Origin of the sequence: Paraburkholderia sp. SECH2 (assembly GCF_030464795.1) — a bacterium.
In the GTDB taxonomy this organism is placed as follows: Bacteria; Pseudomonadota; Gammaproteobacteria; order Burkholderiales; family Burkholderiaceae; genus Paraburkholderia; species Paraburkholderia aspalathi.
Map to the genome: position 1 here is coordinate 26672 of NZ_JALPRH010000004.1, position 18820 is coordinate 45491.

17 protein-coding genes are annotated in these 18820 nt (G+C 62.8%); 6 read left to right on the forward strand and 11 right to left on the reverse strand.

Annotation, left to right across the window (positions count from 1 at the left end; all coding sequences use genetic code 11):
- Positions 1 to 78: 78 nt before the first annotated feature.
- The 10 genes from M0D66_RS09440 to M0D66_RS09485 form a co-directional block, all read right to left on the reverse strand.
- On the reverse strand, positions 79 to 1953 hold the full coding sequence (locus M0D66_RS09440) for a PhoH family protein (RefSeq protein ID WP_093632620.1): 1875 nt from the start codon (positions 1951 to 1953) through the stop codon (positions 79 to 81).
- Positions 1954 to 2300: 347 nt separating this feature from the next.
- Positions 2301 to 2762: a peroxiredoxin gene (locus M0D66_RS09445; RefSeq protein WP_266210642.1), complete on the reverse strand. Its 462-nt coding sequence runs from the start codon at positions 2760 to 2762 to the stop codon at positions 2301 to 2303.
- A gap of 153 nt (positions 2763 to 2915) precedes the next feature.
- Complete coding sequence (locus tag M0D66_RS09450) at positions 2916 to 3809, reverse strand: polysaccharide deacetylase family protein (protein ID WP_211701651.1); 894 nt, start codon at positions 3807 to 3809, stop codon at positions 2916 to 2918.
- Between the two features lie 10 nt (positions 3810 to 3819).
- On the reverse strand, positions 3820 to 4866 hold the full coding sequence (locus M0D66_RS09455) for a bifunctional UDP-4-keto-pentose/UDP-xylose synthase (RefSeq protein WP_093632622.1): 1047 nt from the start codon (positions 4864 to 4866) through the stop codon (positions 3820 to 3822).
- Positions 4863 to 5810 (reverse strand): formyltransferase, encoded by a 948-nt coding sequence (locus M0D66_RS09460; RefSeq protein WP_266210643.1) that lies wholly within the window; start codon positions 5808 to 5810, stop codon positions 4863 to 4865. Before M0D66_RS09460 ends, M0D66_RS09455 begins: the two co-directional genes overlap by 4 nt.
- Positions 5807 to 6850: a glycosyltransferase gene (locus M0D66_RS09465; protein WP_093632624.1), complete on the reverse strand. Its 1044-nt coding sequence runs from the start codon at positions 6848 to 6850 to the stop codon at positions 5807 to 5809. The genes M0D66_RS09460 and M0D66_RS09465 overlap by 4 nt, the downstream gene beginning before the upstream one ends.
- 6 nt (positions 6851 to 6856) lie before the next feature.
- Positions 6857 to 8008: a DegT/DnrJ/EryC1/StrS aminotransferase family protein gene (locus M0D66_RS09470; RefSeq protein WP_093632625.1), complete on the reverse strand. Its 1152-nt coding sequence runs from the start codon at positions 8006 to 8008 to the stop codon at positions 6857 to 6859.
- Positions 8009 to 8265: 257 nt separating this feature from the next.
- Positions 8266 to 8637 (reverse strand): multidrug efflux SMR transporter, encoded by a 372-nt coding sequence (locus M0D66_RS09475; protein ID WP_266210644.1) that lies wholly within the window; start codon positions 8635 to 8637, stop codon positions 8266 to 8268.
- A 25-nt stretch (positions 8638 to 8662) separates the two neighbouring features.
- Entirely contained in the window at positions 8663 to 10426 is a 1764-nt protein-coding gene (locus M0D66_RS09480; protein ID WP_266210645.1) for a glycosyltransferase family 39 protein, read from the reverse strand.
- 211 nt (positions 10427 to 10637) lie between these two features.
- On the reverse strand, positions 10638 to 11012 hold the full coding sequence (locus M0D66_RS09485) for an Mth938-like domain-containing protein (RefSeq protein ID WP_093632627.1): 375 nt from the start codon (positions 11010 to 11012) through the stop codon (positions 10638 to 10640).
- Positions 11013 to 11434: 422 nt separating this feature from the next.
- Here M0D66_RS09485 and M0D66_RS09490 point away from each other — a divergent pair, with 422 nt between their 5' ends.
- From M0D66_RS09490 to moaE, 6 genes are all read left to right on the forward strand, one after another.
- Positions 11435 to 12682, forward strand: coding sequence for a pyridoxal phosphate-dependent aminotransferase (locus M0D66_RS09490; RefSeq protein WP_093632628.1), 1248 nt, complete (start codon positions 11435 to 11437; stop codon positions 12680 to 12682).
- Between the two features lie 76 nt (positions 12683 to 12758).
- A complete protein-coding gene (locus tag M0D66_RS09495; protein ID WP_093632629.1) occupies positions 12759 to 14090 on the forward strand; it encodes a homoserine dehydrogenase in 1332 nt (443 codons plus the stop codon).
- 7 nt (positions 14091 to 14097) lie between these two features.
- Positions 14098 to 15549 (forward strand): threonine synthase, encoded by a 1452-nt coding sequence (thrC, locus tag M0D66_RS09500; RefSeq protein ID WP_200564503.1) that lies wholly within the window; start codon positions 14098 to 14100, stop codon positions 15547 to 15549.
- A gap of 478 nt (positions 15550 to 16027) precedes the next feature.
- A complete protein-coding gene (gene glp / locus M0D66_RS09505; RefSeq protein ID WP_266210767.1) occupies positions 16028 to 17266 on the forward strand; it encodes a gephyrin-like molybdotransferase Glp in 1239 nt (412 codons plus the stop codon).
- A gap of 26 nt (positions 17267 to 17292) precedes the next feature.
- Positions 17293 to 17550, forward strand: a complete 258-nt coding sequence (gene moaD / locus M0D66_RS09510; RefSeq protein WP_266210646.1) for a molybdopterin converting factor subunit 1 — start codon at positions 17293 to 17295, stop codon at positions 17548 to 17550.
- A 71-nt stretch (positions 17551 to 17621) separates the two neighbouring features.
- Entirely contained in the window at positions 17622 to 18098 is a 477-nt protein-coding gene (moaE, locus tag M0D66_RS09515; RefSeq protein WP_200619914.1) for a molybdopterin synthase catalytic subunit MoaE, read from the forward strand.
- Positions 18099 to 18110: 12 nt separating this feature from the next.
- On the opposite strand, the gene M0D66_RS09520 is transcribed toward moaE, so the two are convergent.
- Entirely contained in the window at positions 18111 to 18668 is a 558-nt protein-coding gene (locus tag M0D66_RS09520; protein ID WP_200651753.1) for a group III truncated hemoglobin, read from the reverse strand.
- Between the last annotated feature and the right edge of the window lie 152 nt (positions 18669 to 18820).

The window sequence follows — 18820 nt, forward strand, 5'->3', positions numbered from 1 at the left end:
GGGAACGCGTGCCCAATAAAAAAGCCGCGTCCGGGCTGACCCGGACGCGGCTTCTAGCCGAAGCTAAAGCATTGAAACTTAAAGGATCTCCGACGCGTAATCCGCCAGGCGCGAACGCTCGCCGCGCGCCAGCGTCACATGCCCGCTGTGCGCCCAGCCCTTGAAGCGGTCGACCACGTACGTCAGGCCCGAACTGCCTTCCGTCAGGTACGGCGTATCGATCTGCGCGATATTGCCGAGACAGATGATCTTCGTGCCCGGACCCGCTCGCGTGACCAGCGTCTTCATCTGCTTCGGCGTCAGGTTTTGCGCCTCGTCGATGATCAGGTACTTGTCCACGAACGTACGGCCGCGCATGAAGTTCATGCTCTTGACCTTCAGGCGCGAGCGGATCAGTTCCTGAGTCGCGGCGCGGCCCCATTCGCCGGCGGCGTCGTCGGTTTTCTGCAGGACTTCGAGGTTGTCGTCGAATGCACCCATCCACGGCTGCATTTTTTCCTCTTCCGTACCCGGCAGGAAGCCGATGTCTTCACCGACCGGCACCGTGGCGCGCGTCACGATGATCTCGTTGTAGCGCTTGTCGTCGAGCACCTGGGCAAGACCAGCCGCGAGCGCGACCAGCGTCTTGCCGGTACCGGCCTGACCCAGCAGCGTAACGAAGTCGATCTCCGGATTCATCAACAGGTTCAGCGCGAAGTTCTGCTCGCGATTGCGCGCCGTGATGCCCCACACGTTGTTCTTGTGGTGGCCGTAGTCGCGCAAGGTTTGCAGCAGCGCCGTCTTGCCGTTCAGCTCGCGCACCAGCGCATGAAATGTCGGCTCGCCGTTCTGCGGCTCCAGATAGACGAACTCGTTGACCAGCATCGAGGCGCAGAGCGGTCCCGTCACGCGGTAATACGTCGTGCCGGTTTTCGTGTCCTGCCAGCTCTCCATGCCCTTCGCGTGCTTGGTCCAGAAATCCTGGGGCAGCGCACGGATGCCCGAGTACAGCAGATCACTGTCTTCGAGCACCTGGTCGTTGAAGTAGTCTTCCGCGGGCAGACCGAGCGCATGTGCCTTGATGCGCATGTTGATGTCTTTCGACACCAGCACGACCTGGCGATCCATCCGGTCGCGCTGCAACGCCCGCACCACGCCGAGAATCTGGTTGTCGGCCTTGCCATCCGGCAGACCTTCGACCGGCTCGATGGCGTTGAGCTTGGTCTGGAAGTACAGGCGCCCGGACGCCTCACGGCTGCCGAGACGCGCCAGCGAAATGCCGTCCGAGATGTTGCCGGCGTTCGCCACCAACGCGTCCAGCGTACGGCTCACCTGGCGAGCGTTACGCGCGACTTCGGACATGCCCTTCTTGTGGTTGTCGAGTTCTTCCAACGTCATCATCGGCAGATAGACGTCGTGTTCCTCGAAACGGAACAGGCAGCTTGGATCGTGCATCAGCACGTTCGTGTCGAGCACGAAAAGCTTCTGCATTTCGAGCGGGTCGGTGGACGCGCCGCGCTTCTTGCTGGTGCCGCGCGTGCTGGGTGCCACGGCTGCGGGCGTGCTGGCGGCCGGGTCTTTCGCGCTTGGCGCGCGCGCGACGACCGGCTGCGATTTGGCCGCAGGCGTAGGAACGACTGCCGGCTCGGCTTGCGGACGGGCAGCGGGAACCGGTTGCAGCAATGCGGCGGTCTGCTTCGATTTGCGTCCACGCGCCGGTGCAGCTTGCTCGGCGGATGCGGACGCAGCAGGGGAGGCCGACGATGCCGGCACGGGCCGCAACGTGGTTGCGGCATTGGCGGCGTGCGCCATCGGTGTGGCGACGTTTGCGCGGCCGTAATCGGCCGACTCTGCTGATTCCCCTCCGACTGCCTGTTTCTTCGCGGCGGAGCGCGCCGGCGTGGCGGCTTTGGCCTTGTATTCGTCAGGCGGCAGGAGATTGCCGAGCTTGCTGGGGGGGGTAGGCAAAGGCATGGTTTCCCTCGAATTAATCGGGTCACATTTCGTGCGCCGCCTGTCGCATTCTGCCGGTGCCAGTGAGTGCGCACGCAGTTTGCGCCCGGAGGCGCGCATTCGGTCTAGAGATGCCGGTTCGCCTGGTTTTCGATCGGCTCCTTAACGGAAGCGCGTGGCCGAGTGAACGCACGGCCCTGCGCAATTAAAAAAGCCGCCGCCCCGGCGTACGGGACAAGCGGCTCGCCTTCGGTTATCGCGTTGCGCCTCATGACTTCGACGGAGCCGATAAAACGGCCGTCAAGTCCGGCGCAGCGACGAAAAGTGTGGGGTGGACAGGCACTCATTGGAACCCAATATAACGCGCCTCAAAGCGCTTGTACAGCATCCAGAATGTCATCGACATGCCCTGGCACTTTCACGCCACGCCACTCCTGGCGCAGCACGCCTTCGGCGTCGATCAGGAACGTGGAGCGTTCGATCCCACGCACTTCTTTGCCATACATTTTCTTCAATTTCATGACGCCGAAGAGCGCACACAAGGTTTCTTCGGGGTCCGAGATCAACGGAAACGGCAGTTCGAGCTTTGCCTTGAAATTGTCATGCGAGCGCAGGCTGTCGCGTGACACGCCGAGAATTTCCGCGCCAGCCTTCTTGAACTTCGGATAGAGATCGCGGAATTGCAGACCTTCGGTCGTGCAGCCCGGCGTGTTGTCCTTCGGGTAGAAATACAGCACCACCTTCTTGCCCCGCAGCTTGGACAGCGTGATCTCGCCACCGGTAGCGGGGGCGGTAAAGTCGGGGATGGGTTGGTCGACTGCGATGGGCACGAGGTTCTCCGGTTGTTATGGCCGACGCCGCAGCATTTGCACTTGCAACTGCTGCGGCGTCGGCCTGGCATCGAGGCTTTCGGGGAGGGCGACTGGCGCGTGTGGTGGTCGCTCGCGCGGCCTGGTCGTCAGTGCCGGCGAGAGATTGGCCAGTCAGGGCTGGACAATCAACTCGCCGGAGCGACCTGGAATTTCGCCCCACGTAACAGGGTACGATGGCAGCGTGCTGCGGTCTAGCGTGGCGTAGTAATCACCCATGGTCGCGAAGGTATGACCTTGCGCCCGCCAGCCTTCCAGCAGCTGTTCGAAAATCGGCGCGAGCTTTTGTCCTTCGAGCTCCGCGTGCAGCGTAAACACCTGATCGTGCGGATTGTTTTCGGTGTGCTTCAACATCCATGCGGCGACGGTGTGCTCGTCGACCCCATCCACACCCAGTACTTCGTCGAGCGTCGGCAGCGTGGTGGGCATCTGCACGTGCGATAGTTGCCGGCCGTCGACTACCGGCAGATACGGCGAGTGGCCGCGCCCGTCGGACGCGTAGTGCATGCCCCACGCGTCGATCTGCTCGAACGCATGTCCGTTCATCTGCCAGCCCGCCGCACCGTGAGTGACGGGCGGCGCGCCGAAGATCGCGACGAAGCGGTTGAAGCTCTTCTGCATCTGCTTCTCGGTCCACTCCTGATCTTGCGAACGCACGTTGTCCTGCCAGTACACGTGGTCCCAGGTGTGGATGCCGCATTCGAAACCGGCCTCGTGAATCGCGCGCATTTCCGCGGCAGTTTTCACGCCGATATCCGGACCCGGCAGCAGCACGCCGTACATCAATTGCCTGATGCCGTAATGTTCGACCACCGAGGTACGCGACACCTTCTTCAGAAAGCCCGGCCGCAACACGCGGCGCATCGCCCAACCGGTGTGGTCGGGCCCGAGGCTGAAGAGGAAAGTGGCGCGCGCCTTGAAGCGGTCGAAGATGCGCGCGAGATTCGGCACGCCTTCGCGGGTGCCGCGCAGCGTGTCGACGTCGATCTTCAGGACGATACGAGCCAAGGATCAGGCCTTATTGTTGTTCGACGAGGGCGCGCGCTTCGGCGACATGGCCACGATACGCTTCGAAAATCTTGCGCAGCGCTTCGTCGAAGGTCGACTTCGGCGCCCAGCCGAGTTCCTGCATCGTGTTGTCGATCTTCGGCACGCGGTTCTGCACGTCCTGGTAGCCCGCACCGTAGTAGGCGCCCGAGGACGTTTCGACCAGCTGCACCTTCTTGGCCAGTTCGGCGTATTCCGGGAATTCGGCGGCCAGCGTCAGCATCTTGTGCGCGAGCTCGCGCACCGAGAAGTTGTTGGTCGGGTTGCCAATGTTGTAGATCTTGCCCGTGGCGACGCCGTCCTTGTTTTCGATGATCTTCATCAGTGCGCCGATGCCGTCGTCGATGTCCGTGAACGCACGCTTTTGTGCGCCGCCGTCCACGAGGCTGATGTTCTCGCCGCGCACAATGTGGCCGAGGAACTGCGTGACCACGCGCGAGCTGCCTTCCTTCGGCGTGTAGATCGAATCGAGGCCCGGGCCGATCCAGTTGAACGGACGGAACAGCGTGAAGTTCAGGCCTTCCATGCCGTAACCCCAGATCACGCGGTCCATCAACTGCTTCGAGCACGCGTAGATCCAGCGCGGCTTGTTGATCGGGCCGTACGACAGTTGCGACTCTTCCGGATCGAACTGCTCGTCCGTGCACATGCCGTAGACCTCGGAGGTCGACGGGAACACGAGGTGCTTGCCGTACTTGACGGCCGAACGCACGATCGGCAGGTTCGCTTCGAAGTCGAGTTCGAACACGCGCAGCGGTTGCTTCACGTACGTGGCGGGCGTGGCGATCGCGACCAGCGGCAGGATCACATCGCACTTCTTGATGTGATATTCCACCCACTCCTTGTTGATCGTGATGTCGCCTTCGAAGAAGTGCATCCGCTCATGGTTGATCAGGTCACCCAGACGTTCGGTCTGCATGTCCATCCCGAAGACTTCCCAATCGGTCGTTTCGAGAATGCGTTTGGACAGGTGATGGCCAATGAAGCCGTTCACACCCAGAATCAGGACTTTTTTCATGAGTAACGGGGAGTTTCGAGGGGAGTTTGGATGAGCCGGGCGAATTCGGACGGGGTAACGACGGTTTCGCTGCCGTCGTGCAGGTGCCGCAATTCGTGGATGGCGATCGAGCGACCGTCGCCGCATATCGCAAAAACGGCATTATCGCTTACGTGCAGGCCCGGGGGCAAATCCGAGCGAAGCGCGCCGGGCTGAGCCAGACGCGCACGGGCGATGATGAAACGGTGACCTTCGAGATCCGTAAACGCGCCGGGATAGGGCGGCGCGACCGCGCGGATCAGGTTGTAGACCTGCTGCGCGGCTTGCGTCCAGTCGATCCGGCCGTCCTCAGGCTTGCGCCCGCCATAGTAGCTGCCGTGCGCCAGATCGTTCGGCAGATGCGGCGCTTCGCCCGCAAGCAGCGCCGGGAGCACGCGCCACAACGTTTGTTCCGCGGCCACCGTGACCTTGTCGAACACTTGCGCGGCGGTGTCGTCGGGCAGGATCGGCACCGGCGTTTGCGCGATGATCGCGCCCGCGTCGGGCTTGGCGGCCATTTCGTGCAGCGTCGCGCCGGTTTCGGTTTCGCCGTGGATCACCGCCCAGTTGGTCGGCACGCGGCCGCGGTACTTCGGCAGAAGCGAGCCGTGCATGTTGTAAGCGCCCCGAGCGGCGAGCGCCAGCAGGTCGACCGGCAACATGTGGCGGTAGTAGAACGAGAAGATGAAGTCCGGGCGCGCGGCGCTCACCGCGCCGCGCAGTTCCGGGCTCTTCGGATCGGCCGGCGTGACGACGGGAATGCCGTGCTCGGCCGCAACCGAGGCGACACTGCCGAACCAGATGTTTTCGGTCGGGCTGTCCTCATGCGTGACGACCAGCGCCACGTCGACGCCACGCGCGAGCAGCACCTGCAGGCAGCGCACGCCGACGTTGTGATACGCGAAAACGACGGCGCGCGGCTTCATGGATTTGGGTCCTGATCGATCAGCGGCGCGGCCTGCACGGCCTGCACAACCGCCTGACGCGGCGCTTCGGTCACGGTGGTGCCGTCGCGCTGCTCGAGAATCGTCTGCACCAGATAACGCGGACGCGCGCGCACCTGCTGATAAATCCGGCCGATGTATTCACCCAGCAGGCCCAACGCGAAGATGATCACGCCAAGCAGGAAGAAGATGACAGCGAACAGCGTGAACACACCTTGCACTTCCGCGCCGATGATAAAGCGCCGAATCAGCAGCAGCACGAACAGCGCCGCGGACCCGAGCGACAGGATCACGCCAATGAACGATAGCCATTGCAGCGGCACTACCGAGAAACCGGTGACGAGGTCGAAATTCAAACGGATCAGCGAATACAGTGAGTACTTCGACTCGCCGGCAAAACGCTCTTCGTGCGCGACTTCGATCTCGACCGGATTCTGCGAGAACGTGTACGCGAGTGCCGGAATGAAGGTGTTGATTTCACCGCAGCGATTGATCGTGTCGATGATGTGCCGGCTGTACGCGCGCAGCATGCAGCCCTGGTCGGTCATCTTGATGCGGGTGATGCGCTCGCGCAGACGGTTCATTGCGCGCGACGCCTTGCGGCGCCACAAGCTGTCCTGGCGTTGCAGTCGGATCGTGCCGACGTAGTCGTAGCCTTCGCGCATCTTGTTGACCAGCTTGCCGATTTCTTCCGGCGGATTCTGCAGGTCGGCGTCGAGCGTGATCACGATCTCGCCGCGCGATTGCTCGAAGCCCGCCAGAATCGCCATGTGCTGGCCGTAGTTGCCGTTCAGCAGAATCACACGGGTCGTGTCGGGCCGGGCGCGGAACTGATCGGCGAGCAGCGCGGGGGATTTGTCGCGGCTGCCGTCGTTGATGAAGATCACTTCATAACCGGTGCCGAGCGCGTCAAGCGCCGGGTAGAGTCGCGCGAACAGCGCGGCCAGCCCGGCCTCTTCGTTGTACACCGGGATGATGATCGACACTTCCGGTGCGACGGCGCGATGTTCCGAATAAATCATTTCCGCTTATTTTCCGTATTGTTCGCAAATTTCATTGACCGCGCGGCAGACCCGCTCCACGTCGCCCTCATTCATCAGCGTGAACAGCGGCAGCGTGACCGTGCTGGCGCCATAGCGCTCCGCGTGCGGGAACATGCCTTCCTTGAAGCCCTTCGCGCGGTACAGCGAGAACAGGTGAATCGCCGGGTAGTGCACGCCCGAACCGATGCCACGCTCCTTCAACTGGCCCATGAAGCCGGCGCGGTCGATCGAGAGTTTTTCAAGCGGCAGCGTGATCAGGAACATGTGCCAGTTGCTGTTTTCAAAATCCGCCAGCGGCAGGCCGACGCCCAGTTTGGCCGCCGCGCCGCCTTCGAAACCCGCGAAGTACGCGCGCGCCAGTTTCTTGCGCTGCGCAATGAAGCGTTCGAGATGCGGCATCTGGCCAAGGCCGACGCGCGCGGCAACGTCCGTCAGGTTGTACTTGCCGCCGAGCAAGTCGCAGTCCATGCCGTCAAAGCCGGTGCGGGTGATGCCTTGCAGGCGGTACTTCTGCGCGAGGATGGCTTCTTCCTCATTGTTCAGCACCAGTGCGCCGCCTTCGATCGAGGTCAGATTCTTGTTCGCGTGAAAGCTGAACGAGACGATATCGCCGAGCTTGCCGATGCGCTCGCCTTTCCACGTCGAGCCGAACGCCTGCGCGGCGTCTTCGATCACGCGCAGCTTGTGGGCGCGGGCAATCTCGTACAGCCGGTCCATGTCGACCGGCAGGCCCGACAGGTACACCGGAATGATCGCCTTGGTGCGCGGCGTGATGGCCTTTTCCAGCAGATCCAGGTCGATGTTGCGAGTCACCGGATCGATGTCGACGAACACTGGCGTCGCGCCGACTTCGTAGACCACATTGCTGGTCGCAACCCACGAGGCGGGGGTGGTGATGACTTCGTCGCCTTCGCCCACACCGGCGATGCGCAATCCGATTTCGAGCGTCGCAGTGCCGGAGTTGAAGGTGCGCACCGGACGGCCGCCGCAGAACTCGGACAACGCCGCTTCGAACTTCTGGTTCTGCGGGCCGGTGGTGATCCAACCGGAGCGGAGCACGTCGGCGACGCCCTGAATCGTTTCTTCATCGATCTCAGGTTTGACAAACGGCAAAAACGGGACTGTTGACTGGCTCATGAATGCTTCGCTCGATTGAAAGGGGCGCAACCCGAAGGGCGCGAAGTAGATCACAAACTACGCGCAAACCCAAGGCCACGACTAAAAAGGGCGCAACCGCCAAGCTTACCGCGGCCAAGCTTACGTTTTACTTAGCCGGCGGCGGTGCCCGGCTTACCGCATCTTTTTCCGCCGGCATTTTCGCGGCGCGTGCATCGGTGCAGCGCAATAAACGGTAATAAATCGTGCCCGGCACCGTGCTGCCGGGGCTGTGCCGCCTAGCTGCGCGCCAGGACGACCACGCCGATCAGGATGACGCCGATCCCCACCAGCTTCTGTACCGACATCATTTCGCCGAATAGATACCACGCCGCGAACGCGTTGACGACGTATCCGAGCGACAGCATCGGATAGGCGATCGACACGTCCACCCGCGAGAGTCCGATCACCCATACGCCCACGCTGATCACATAACAGGCCAGCCCGCCGATGATCGGCGGTTGGGTCGCGAGGCGAAAGGCGATGGGCAGGATGTTCGCACGGGTGAATTCGAAGTGTCCAACGGCATTCGTTCCGGCTTTGAGCAGCAACTGCGCACCGGCGTTCAACGTGACGCCTGCGAGGATACAAAAGAGCGAAATCGGGTTCATCGAACGGTCAGTTCCTGAGATGGGGTCATTGTTGTGGTTTTTCCACTGGCGCGGGGGTGTCGGGCGCCGGTGTGGTCTGCGTGGCTGCGCCGGATGCGGGCGTGGGCGCCGCCGCAGGCTTCGTCACCACCACCCGGCGGGAGTCGCGCGCGATCACCTGCATCGGCAGGCCTTCTTTGAGCAGCTTGTCGTAAGTTGACGGCGGGATCAGCGCGAGCGCATAGCGATCGGCCTTCCAGCGCTCGACCCACGCGTCGACCGTCGGCACCCATTTCTGCGGTTCGACGGATATGCCGAACGCCAGTTCGTCTGGATGTTCGACCATGATCATCGTGTGGTCGACGTAGAACGGCATCGTATGGTCGAGCACGCCGACCGAGTAGAACGGCGTATCGGCCGGCAACTTCGCGATCTCGGCCTTGATCGCGGGCGCGAGCGGCGCGCCGGAACTCAGGCGGCCGAACACGTCGTGACCTGTGCCTGCGATCGTGCCGAGCAGCAGCCACGCCGCGCCAAAGCTCGCGACGGCGCCAAGTGTGCCGGCGCGGCTGCGGCGGTTCAGCCACAGCGCGAACAGCGTGACCACGAAGGCAGCGCCGAGCGCCGCCAGCACCCAGCTGCGGTATTCGACGTACAGCTCGGTCGGGTTGCGCGCGTTGCCGAAGCGCGCCATGAACAGCGCGGCAAACGCGGCGACGACGAGAAACAGCGCATAGCCGGCCAGATGGCGGCGCAACTGGTCACGGGTGACGAGCGGCAGGTACATGCCGATTACTAGGGCGATCGACGGCGCGATCGGCAGCGTGTACGAGAGCAGCTTGGAGTGCGATGCGCTGAAGAACAGAAAGATGAACGCGGTCCACACCAGCATCAGCGTGACCGGCGCGAAGCCGTTCGGCTGGCGCGGCAGGCGCCAGGCATGGCGCACGCTCTGGAAGGTCACCGACAACCACGGCAGGAAGCCGACCAGCAGCACCGGCACGAAATAGTAGAACGGCCCCGGGCGGTTCTGTTCAGGCGTCAGATAGCGCTTGAATTGTTGAACGATGAAGAAGAAGTTCAGGAATTCCGGGTTGCGCTGCTGCACCAGCACGAACCATGGCGTGACGATCGCGAAGAACACGATCAGGCCGCCGATCAGATGCAGGCGCTTCCATACGGCCCAGTCGCGTGCGACGAGGGTGTACAGCACCAGCACCGCACCTGGCAGGATCACGCCGACGAGGCCCTTGGACAGTACCGCCAGCGCCATCGCCCCCCAGCACACCCACATCCATGCCCGCACGTTGGCCGTCGGCAGGTTGGCGCGCTGCGCGAGCAGCAGCGCGCAGAGCGTCAGTTCCATCCAGAACGACAGGCCCATGTCGAGCGTGTTGAAGTGGCCCATCAGGTTCCAGTACGGCGACGTGGCCAGCACGATCGCCGCGAACACGCCGGTCGCCGCATTGAACACGCGCGCACCGGTGAAACCGATCAACAGCACGCCGGCAAAGCCCGTCAGCGCGGTGTAGAGGCGCGCCTGCCATTCGCCGATGCCGAACCACGCGAACGTGAGCGCGTTGAGCCAGGTTTGCAGCGGTGGCTTCTCAAAATACTTGTAGCCGTTGTAGCGCGGCGTGATCCAGTCGCCGGTGACGAACATTTCGCGCGCCATTTCGGCGTAGCGGCCTTCGTCGCTCGGCAGCAGATGCCGCCAGCCGAGCGGCACGAACCAGATTACGGCGAGGGCCAGCACCAGCAGCAGGATCGTGGTGCGGTTGAGCGGTAGCCTCGTCGGCGTATCGTTCATGAATTTCAACCTTTTTGGCGACGCCGCGTGGGCAGCGAGGCAGTGTTATCTGAAAATGGCGATCGCCAGCATGGCGCCAATGGCGCGCAGTGTACGTTATCGGCCGTGGCGCGGCGAGGGCGCGCGGCCGGTCCGGCGATGCGCACGCGGCGGCTGCCATGCCTTGCGGCCGCTGTCGGCACGTCAGGCAAACGCTCGCTGCCCGCCGCCTCTAGCCTTCGATCAGCAACGCGGCCGCGACCTTGCGGCCCTCGGCCATCAGAATGTTGTAGGTGCGGCAGGCGGCCTTGAAGTCCATCGTTTCGACGCCGATGCGTTTGGCGGTGAGCGCGGCGGTCAGGCGCGGATGGGGAAAGCGCAGGCGCTCACCGCTGCCGAATATGACCACTTCGGGCGCGGCGTCCACCAGCATGGCGAAGTGCTCGGCGCTCAGGTCTTCGAACGAGGAGACGGGCCAAGGGATAACCGGGGCTTCCGGCAGCAGGAGAATGCTGCCGGCGTGGCGCACCAGATTGATTTCGACATAGCCGGCGCCGTAACCGGTGACGGTATTAAGGGCGCCGCTGGAATCCTGATGTAATTTCAAATTCGTTTTCCGAAGTCGTCGTGAGACATCATGCGTGTTGGCGGCCTGACCTGGCAGAACGGAAGCAGGGCGGTTTGACGCGAGTGGGACACGCGAGTGGCACAGCGAGTGACACAGAAGCGGCCGAAAAGCCTTGCCGTTGCGGTTGGTGCATTGCGGAAGTCGGCCAAAATCCGCTAAATTATAACTTTTTAGCCGCCTTGCGGCGCCCCTCGCTCGAGTGCCCCCTCATGTGCTGTCATAAGCCGCCCTGAGAGGACGGGCGCGGCCCATCGGCTACCTGCCCTGGTTTTGCCCGCATTTCGTCTGCTTTTCTCGTCTCTGACGGGCGCGCCGCGTCATAATTCCCCGTATCGGCGGACTTGGCCGGGTCCCGGTTTTTTCGCCCCCGCTTGTTCGCCCAAGCCCATCAACAGGATGAAGTGCCCGCCGTGAAACCGATTCTCAAATCCAACAAGTTGTTGAATGTCTGCTACGACATTCGCGGGCCCGTCCTCGAACATGCGAAGCGCCTCGAAGAAGAGGGCCACCGCATCATCAAGCTGAACATCGGCAATCTCGCGCCGTTCGGCTTTGACGCGCCGGATGAAATCATCCAGGACATGATCCTGAATCTGCCGGGCTCATCCGGCTACTCGGATTCCAAGGGTGTGTTCGCCGCGCGCAAGGCGATCATGCATTACACGCAGCAAAAGGGCGTGCACGGCGTCGAACTGGACGACATCTACATAGGCAATGGCGCCTCCGAGCTGATCGTGATGGCGCTGCAGGGTCTCTTGAACGACGGCGACGAAGTGTTGCTGCCCGCGCCGGACTACCCGTTGTGGACCGCGGGCGTCAGCCTGTCGGGCGGCACGCCCGTGCATTACATCTGCGACGAATCGAACAGCTGGATGCCGGATCTGGACGATATTCGCGCGAAAATCACGCCGAATACGCGTGCGCTCGTCGTTATCAACCCGAACAACCCCACCGGCGCGCTGTATTCGGACGAACTGCTGCTCGGCCTGATCGAGATCGCCCGCCAGCACGGCCTCGTGATCTTCGCCGACGAGGTCTACGACAAGATCGTCTACGACGGCAAGAAGCACACGTCAGTGGCCGCGCTCTCAGAAGACGTGCTCACTGTCACATTTAACAGCCTCTCGAAGAGTTACCGTTCGTGCGGCTACCGCGCAGGCTGGATGTTCATTTCGGGCCTGACCGGCGAGAATCGCCGCAATGGCAAAGACTACTTCGAAGGGCTCGGCATTCTGGCCTCGATGCGCCTGTGCCCGAACGTGCCCGGCCAGTACGCGATCCAGACCGCGCTCGGCGGCTATCAGAGCATCAACGACCTGATCGTGCCGAGTGGGCGCCTGTACAAACAGCGCGAACTCGCGTATGACATGCTGACGGCCATCCCCGGCGTGAGTTGCGTGAAGCCCGAGGCTGCGCTGTATATGTTCCCGCGCCTCGATCCGAAGATTTATCCGATCCAGGACGACCAGCAGTTCATCCTCGACCTCCTGCTGGAAGAGCGCGTGCTGCTGGTTCAAGGCACCGGTTTCAACTGGAAGACGCCGGATCACTTCCGCGTCGTGTTCCTGCCGAACGTGGACGACCTCGCGGATTCGATCAACCGGATCGCGCGCTTCCTCGACGGCTACCGCAAACGCCACACGGCTTGAGATGGACGGCGCGCCCGGCGCGCGCCGCTGTCAGCCCCAGTTTCCTTTTAATCCCTTACTCGAAAACATACGCTGCATGGAACCGATCAAAGTTGGACTGCTGGGCTTCGGCACGGTAGGCAGCGGCACCTTCACGGTACTGCGCCGCAATCAGGAAGAAATCAAACGCCGCGCGGGCCGCGGCATCGAGATTGCGCGCATTGCCGTGCGCAATCCCGCCAAGGCGACTGCGGCACTCGGCAGCGAAGCCGGCACCGTGGCGCTGACCGATGACTTCAACGCGGTGGTGGACGATCCGTCGATCGATATCGTGGCGGAAATGATCGGCGGCACGGGCGTTGCGCGCGACCTCGTCCTACGCGCGATCAAGAACCGCAAGCATGTGGTCACCGCCAACAAGGCGCTGCTCGCCGTGCACGGTACGGAGATTTTCGAAGCGGCGCGCGCCAACGGCGTGATGGTGGCGTTCGAGGCGGCGGTGGCGGGTGGCATTCCGATCATCAAGGCGCTGCGCGAAGGGCTCACGGCCAATCGCATCCAGTACATCGCCGGCATCATCAACGGCACGACGAACTACATCCTCTCGGAGATGCGCGACCGCGGGCTCGACTTCGCGACCGCCTTGAAGGCCGCCCAGGAGCTGGGTTACGCGGAAGCCGATCCGACCTTCGACATCGAAGGCGTGGACGCCGCCCACAAGGCGACGATCATGAGCGCGATCGCGTTCGGCGTGCCGGTGCAGTTCGACAAGGCGTACGTCGAAGGCATCAGCAAACTGGCGGCAATCGACATCAAATACGCTGAAGAACTTGGCTACCGCATCAAGCTGCTTGGCATCTCGCGCCGTACGGACAAGGGCATCGAATTGCGCGTGCATCCCACGCTGATTCCGGAAAAACGCCTGCTGGCGAACGTGGAAGGGGCGATGAACGCGGTCGTCGTGCACGGCGACGCGGTGGGCTCCACGCTTTACTACGGCAAGGGCGCGGGCGCGGAGCCGACGGCTTCCGCCGTGGTGGCCGATCTGGTCGACGTGACGCGTCTGCATACGGCGGACCCGGAGCATCGCGTGCCGCATCTGGCGTTCCAGCCGGACAGCCTGTCGAGCACGCCGATCCTGCCGATCGACGAAGTGACGAGCGGCTACTACCTGCGCCTGCGCGTGGCTGACGTGACGGGCGTGCTGGCCGACATCACGCGCATCCTCGCGGATCGGGGCATTTCGATCGACGCGCTGCTGCAGAAGGAATCGGAGCAGGTCGACGCGAACGGCAAGGGCGAAACCGACATCATCCTGATTACGCACGAAACGGTTGAAAAGAACGTCAACGCGGCGATCAAGACGATCGAAGCGCTGAAGACCGTTGTCTCGCAAGTCACGAAGCTGCGCATGGAAGCGCTGAACTAGGCCGAATATGAACTACCTCTCTACGCGCGGCGCCGGAGCCGGCGAGCGCCATACGTTTTCCGACATTCTGCTGGGCGGTCTTGCGAAAGACGGCGGCCTGTATCTGCCGGCGGAATATCCGCGCGTCACGGCTGACGAACTGGCGCGCTGGCGCACGCTGCCGTACGCGGATCTCGCGTTCGAAATCCTGTCGAAATTCAGCGACGACATCCCCGCCGAAGACCTGCGCGCGCTGACGCGCAAGACCTACACGGCCGAGACGTATTGCCACGTGCGCGACGACGAAAGCGCCGCGCAAATCACGCCGTTGAAGACGCTGGGCGTCGAGAACGGCGCGCCGCTGTCGCTACTGGAACTGTCGAACGGTCCGACGCTCGCGTTCAAGGACATGGCGATGCAACTGATCGGCAACCTGTTTGAGTACGCGCTGGCCAGACACGGCGAGACGCTGAACATCTTGGGCGCAACCTCGGGCGACACCGGCAGCGCAGCGGAATACGCGATGCGCGGCAAGAAAGGCATCAGCGTCTTCATGCTCTCGCCGCACAAGAAGATGAGCGCGTTCCAGACTGCACAGATGTACAGCCTGCAGGACCCGAACATTTTCAACATCGCGGTCGAGGGTGTGTTCGACGACGCCCAGGACATCGTGAAGGCGGTTTCGAACGACCACGCGTTCAAGGCGAAGTACAAGATCGGCACGGTCAACTCGATCAACTGGGCGCGCGTGGTGGCGCAAGTCGTGTACTACTTCAAGGGCTACTTTGCCGCGACGAAGTCGAACGACGAGCGCGTCTCGTTCACGGTGCCGTCGGGCAATTTCGGCAATGTGTGCGCCGGTCACATCGCGCGCATGATGGGTTTGCCGATCGAGAAGCTGGTAGTCGCGACGAACGAAAACGACGTACTGGACGAGTTCTTCCGCACCGGCATCTACCGCGTGCGCAAGGCCGCTGAGACGTACCACACGAGCAGCCCGAGCATGGACATCTCGAAGGCATCGAACTTCGAGCGTTTCGTGTTCGACCTGCTGGGCCGCGACCCGGCGCGCGTGCTGCAACTGTTCCGCGACGTCGAAGAGAAGGGCGGTTTCGACCTGGCGGCAAGCGGTGATTTTGCGCGTGTGAAGGAGTTTGGTTTCGTATCGGGCCGCAGCAGCCACGAGGACCGCGTGGACGCGATCCGCGACGTCTTCGAGCGTTACGACACGATGATCGACACGCACACGGCAGACGGCCTGAAGGTGGCACGCGAGCATTTGCAGGCCGGCATCCCGATGATCGTGCTGGAGACGGCGCAACCGATCAAGTTCGGCGAAACGATCCGCGAAGCGCTACTACGCGAACCGGAGCGCCCCGCCGCATTCTCAGGCTTGGAATCGCTACCGCAGCGATTCGAAGTACTCCCGGCGGACGCGCAGCGCGTGAAGGACTACATCGTCGCAAACACGAGCGAATAACACCGCGAGCATCGAGCGCGACTGCGTCGCGCTCGATGCAAGGGGCGAGATTGGTTTAAAGAAATACTCGTCGGCGCGCGCAGCGCCGCCGGAAGAATGATGCCCTTGTCACAAGCGCATGCAGGTGCACGAACACAGATTCCAGATGCACCACTACCCGTGGCAGACCACGGTGCCCACTTAGCATTAGCGGTTTGAGCCGCTTTCTTTGCTTATCTTTCTTTGCGGCGGCAAAGAAAGTAAGTGCCGCCCCGCACAGGGGCAACACTAATAGACCACTAACAAATCAAGGAAAGGCACCAAAGCCAGAACAAGGAAAGCCCAAAGCCCCAGGAACACGGACAAACAACCGCCGAGCAGGCAAAAAAAACCACCATAACACCCACCCGCCACCGGCCCCCAACTTCGACCGCTACAATATTCCTTTAACCAGCGGCTTCGAGACCAGAAGATGTCCACCCCAACGCCCCGCGCCCCGATGCTCTCCACTGCCGAAGCGTTGGCGACCTTGCTCAGCGCAGCGAGCCCAATCCCCGGCACAGAATCGATCCCCACGCTAGACGCCCTCAACCGCGTGCTATCGGCAGACGTTATTTCGCCGCTCGACGTCCCCCCCATGAACACCAGTTCAATGGACGGCTACGCGATCCGCACAGAGGATCTGGCAACCGATGGCGACCGCCGCCTGCCAGTCTCGCAACGCATTCCAGCCGGCCACGCGCCCGAACCGTTAAAACCCGGCACGGCAGCCCGCATCTTCACCGGCGCCACGGTGCCGCCAGGCGCCGACGCCATCGTGATGCAGGAGCAAACCGAGGCCGCCGGCAACGAAGTCACGATCCTCCACAACCCGGCACCCGGCGAATGGATCACGGCCCAAGGCGCGGACATCCGCAGCGGTTCGATCATCCTTCCAGCCGGCACTCGCCTGACACCGCAAGCATTAGGACTCGCAGCCTCAGTCGGCTGCGCCGAACTCCAGGTGCGCCGCCGCGTAAAAGTCGCCGTGTTCTTCACCGGCGACGAACTGACCATGCCCGGAGAACCGCTGAAACCCGGCGCGATCTACAACTCGAACCGTTTCACGCTGCGCGGCCTGCTGGAAAAGCTCGGCTGTGAGGTAACCGACTACGGCATCGTCCCCGATAAACTCGACGCGACTCGCGCGACGTTACGTGAAGCCGCGCAAGCGCACGATCTGATCCTTACCTGCGGCGGCGTGTCGGTCGGCGAGGAAGATCACGTCAAGCCGGCGGTCGAGGCGGAGGGACGCCTGTCGATGTGGCAGATCGCGATGAAACCGGGCAAGCCGCTCGCCTTCGGCGCGGTGCGCCGTGCCGCGCAGCAGGCAGATGCGGCTGCGACAGCTTCAGCCGAAACCTTCTTCATTGGCCTGCCGGGCAATCCGGTTTCCAGCTTCGCGACCTTTTTGCTGTTCGTTCGCCCGTTCGTCCTGCTTCTGGCCGGCATGCAGACAGTTGAGCCGCGCGCGCTGTCTTTGCGCGCGGATTTCACGCAGAAGAAGGCCGACCGCCGCAACGAATTCCTGCGTGCGCGCATCAATCCGGCCGGCGGCCTCGATCTGTTTCCGAATCAGAGCTCAGCCGTACTGACGTCGACCGTGTGGGGCGACGGCCTGATCGACAATCCGCCGAACCACGCGATCAGCGCCGGCGAGACCGTGCGTTTCATCCCTTTTTCCGAATTGCTGAACTGAGGCCCGCCACAGCCGGCGGTTTCCCGATGAAGATTCAACTCCGATATTTTGCAAGCGTGCGCGAAGCGCTCGAAACCGCCGACGAAACGGTCGATCTGCCAGACGGCATCGCGACCGTCGGCGACGTGCGTGCCTGGTTGCGCGTGCGCGGCGGCATCTGGGCCGATACCCTTGCCGAAGGCCGCGCGCTGCGCATGGCCTGCAATCACGTGATGATCGATGCCGGCACACGCGTCACCGAAGGCTGCGAGGTCGCGTTCTTTCCGCCCGTCACCGGCGGTTGAAACGCGCTGGATCGCCGCTAAAAAACCTGCCGTGTCACGCTAAACCTCGCCAAGCCGCCCAGGAGCCAGAGATGCCCGTTCGTGTCCAGACGGAAGACTTCGACCTCACCGCCGAGGTTGCCGCGTTGCGCGCGCGCAATCCGAAAATCGGCGCGGTGGCCTGTTTTGTCGGCACCGTGCGCGACCTGAACGACGGCAGCACGGTCGAAACGATGGAGCTCGAACACTATCCGGGCATGACGGAGAAATCGCTGGAAACGATCGTCGTGAGCGCGCGCGAGCGTTGGCCGGGGATCGAGGTGCTGATCGTGCATCGGGTCGGCAAGCTTTATCCGCTCGACCAGATCGTGCTGGTGGCGACCACCGCCGCGCATCGGGGCGACGCCTTCGCGTCGTGTGAGTTCGTGATGGACTATCTGAAGACCCAGGCGCCGTTCTGGAAGAAAGAGAAAACCGAAGAGGGCGAGCGCTGGGTGGATGCCCGCGTCGCCGACGATGCGGCGCTGGCCCGTTGGGGCATCGAACCGGGTAACGAGGAAGAGGATTAGGCGGGCGCCCGGTCAGTCAGTCTTCCCCTTGCCGATGATCCTGGTCGGAAACGGCTCACCCGGTCGCCGCGCCGAGGTGCCCGGCGCATGCGCTTCGTCCGAGTCATCGTCCCGCCGCCGCTTTGGCGCGACCCGCTCCAGCAACGCCTGCTGCTCCGCCGGAATCTTGTAATCCCAGCCGAAGCGGCTCAGCTGCAAACTCTGCGCGATACGCAGCGCCGGCTCCATGAGGCGGACCGCGGCAGCCGGCTGATAACGCGACTCCACCGTATCCAGGAACAGATACAGCCAGCGGCTGAAATGCTGCGGCTCGACGCCCTCGAGCGGCTGATGCGCCTGCTGCACATTGCCGCGGTATTGCTTTGCGCCCAGCACCAGACTGCCCCAGAAGGTGCACATCTTGGGCAGGTGGTCGTCCCAGCGGCCCGCCAGCGTCGCCTCGAACACGGGGCCCAGCAGCGGATCGGCGCGCACCCGGTCGTAAAAACCGTAGACGAGCTCGCGAATATTCGCCTCAGTAGGCTCGGCGGCGCGCTCGACAACCGGTGCGGCGGGAAAAGACGGATTCATGCAAATTCCAGATAAAGTCGTTATTCATTATGAATCGCCACATGGCGCCACAGACCGTCAGGAATGACCTCAAACTGTGTCCAAACAAAAGGAAGTAGGCCACGAATGCCCCGCTTTTCGTATGAATGGCCCGTGCGGGAAACGTTACCATT

Coding starts and splice junctions, on each gene's coding strand:
- M0D66_RS09440 (WP_093632620.1), bottom strand. CDS start 1,953: ATGCCTTTGCCTACCCCCCCCAGCAAGCTCGGCAATCTCCTGCCGCCT.
- M0D66_RS09455 (WP_093632622.1), bottom strand. CDS start 4,866: ATGAAAAAAGTCCTGATTCTGGGTGTGAACGGCTTCATTGGCCATCAC.
- M0D66_RS09460 (WP_266210643.1), bottom strand. CDS start 5,810: ATGAAGCCGCGCGCCGTCGTTTTCGCGTATCACAACGTCGGCGTGCGC.
- M0D66_RS09465 (WP_093632624.1), bottom strand. CDS start 6,850: ATGATTTATTCGGAACATCGCGCCGTCGCACCGGAAGTGTCGATCATC.
- M0D66_RS09470 (WP_093632625.1), bottom strand. CDS start 8,008: ATGAGCCAGTCAACAGTCCCGTTTTTGCCGTTTGTCAAACCTGAGATC.
- M0D66_RS09475 (WP_266210644.1), bottom strand. CDS start 8,637: ATGAACCCGATTTCGCTCTTTTGTATCCTCGCAGGCGTCACGTTGAAC.
- M0D66_RS09480 (WP_266210645.1), bottom strand. CDS start 10,426: ATGAACGATACGCCGACGAGGCTACCGCTCAACCGCACCACGATCCTG.
- M0D66_RS09495 (WP_093632629.1), top strand. CDS start 12,759: ATGGAACCGATCAAAGTTGGACTGCTGGGCTTCGGCACGGTAGGCAGC.
- thrC (WP_200564503.1), top strand. CDS start 14,098: ATGAACTACCTCTCTACGCGCGGCGCCGGAGCCGGCGAGCGCCATACG.
- glp (WP_266210767.1), top strand. CDS start 16,028: ATGCTCTCCACTGCCGAAGCGTTGGCGACCTTGCTCAGCGCAGCGAGC.
- moaD (WP_266210646.1), top strand. CDS start 17,293: ATGAAGATTCAACTCCGATATTTTGCAAGCGTGCGCGAAGCGCTCGAA.
- moaE (WP_200619914.1), top strand. CDS start 17,622: ATGCCCGTTCGTGTCCAGACGGAAGACTTCGACCTCACCGCCGAGGTT.
- M0D66_RS09520 (WP_200651753.1), bottom strand. CDS start 18,668: ATGAATCCGTCTTTTCCCGCCGCACCGGTTGTCGAGCGCGCCGCCGAG.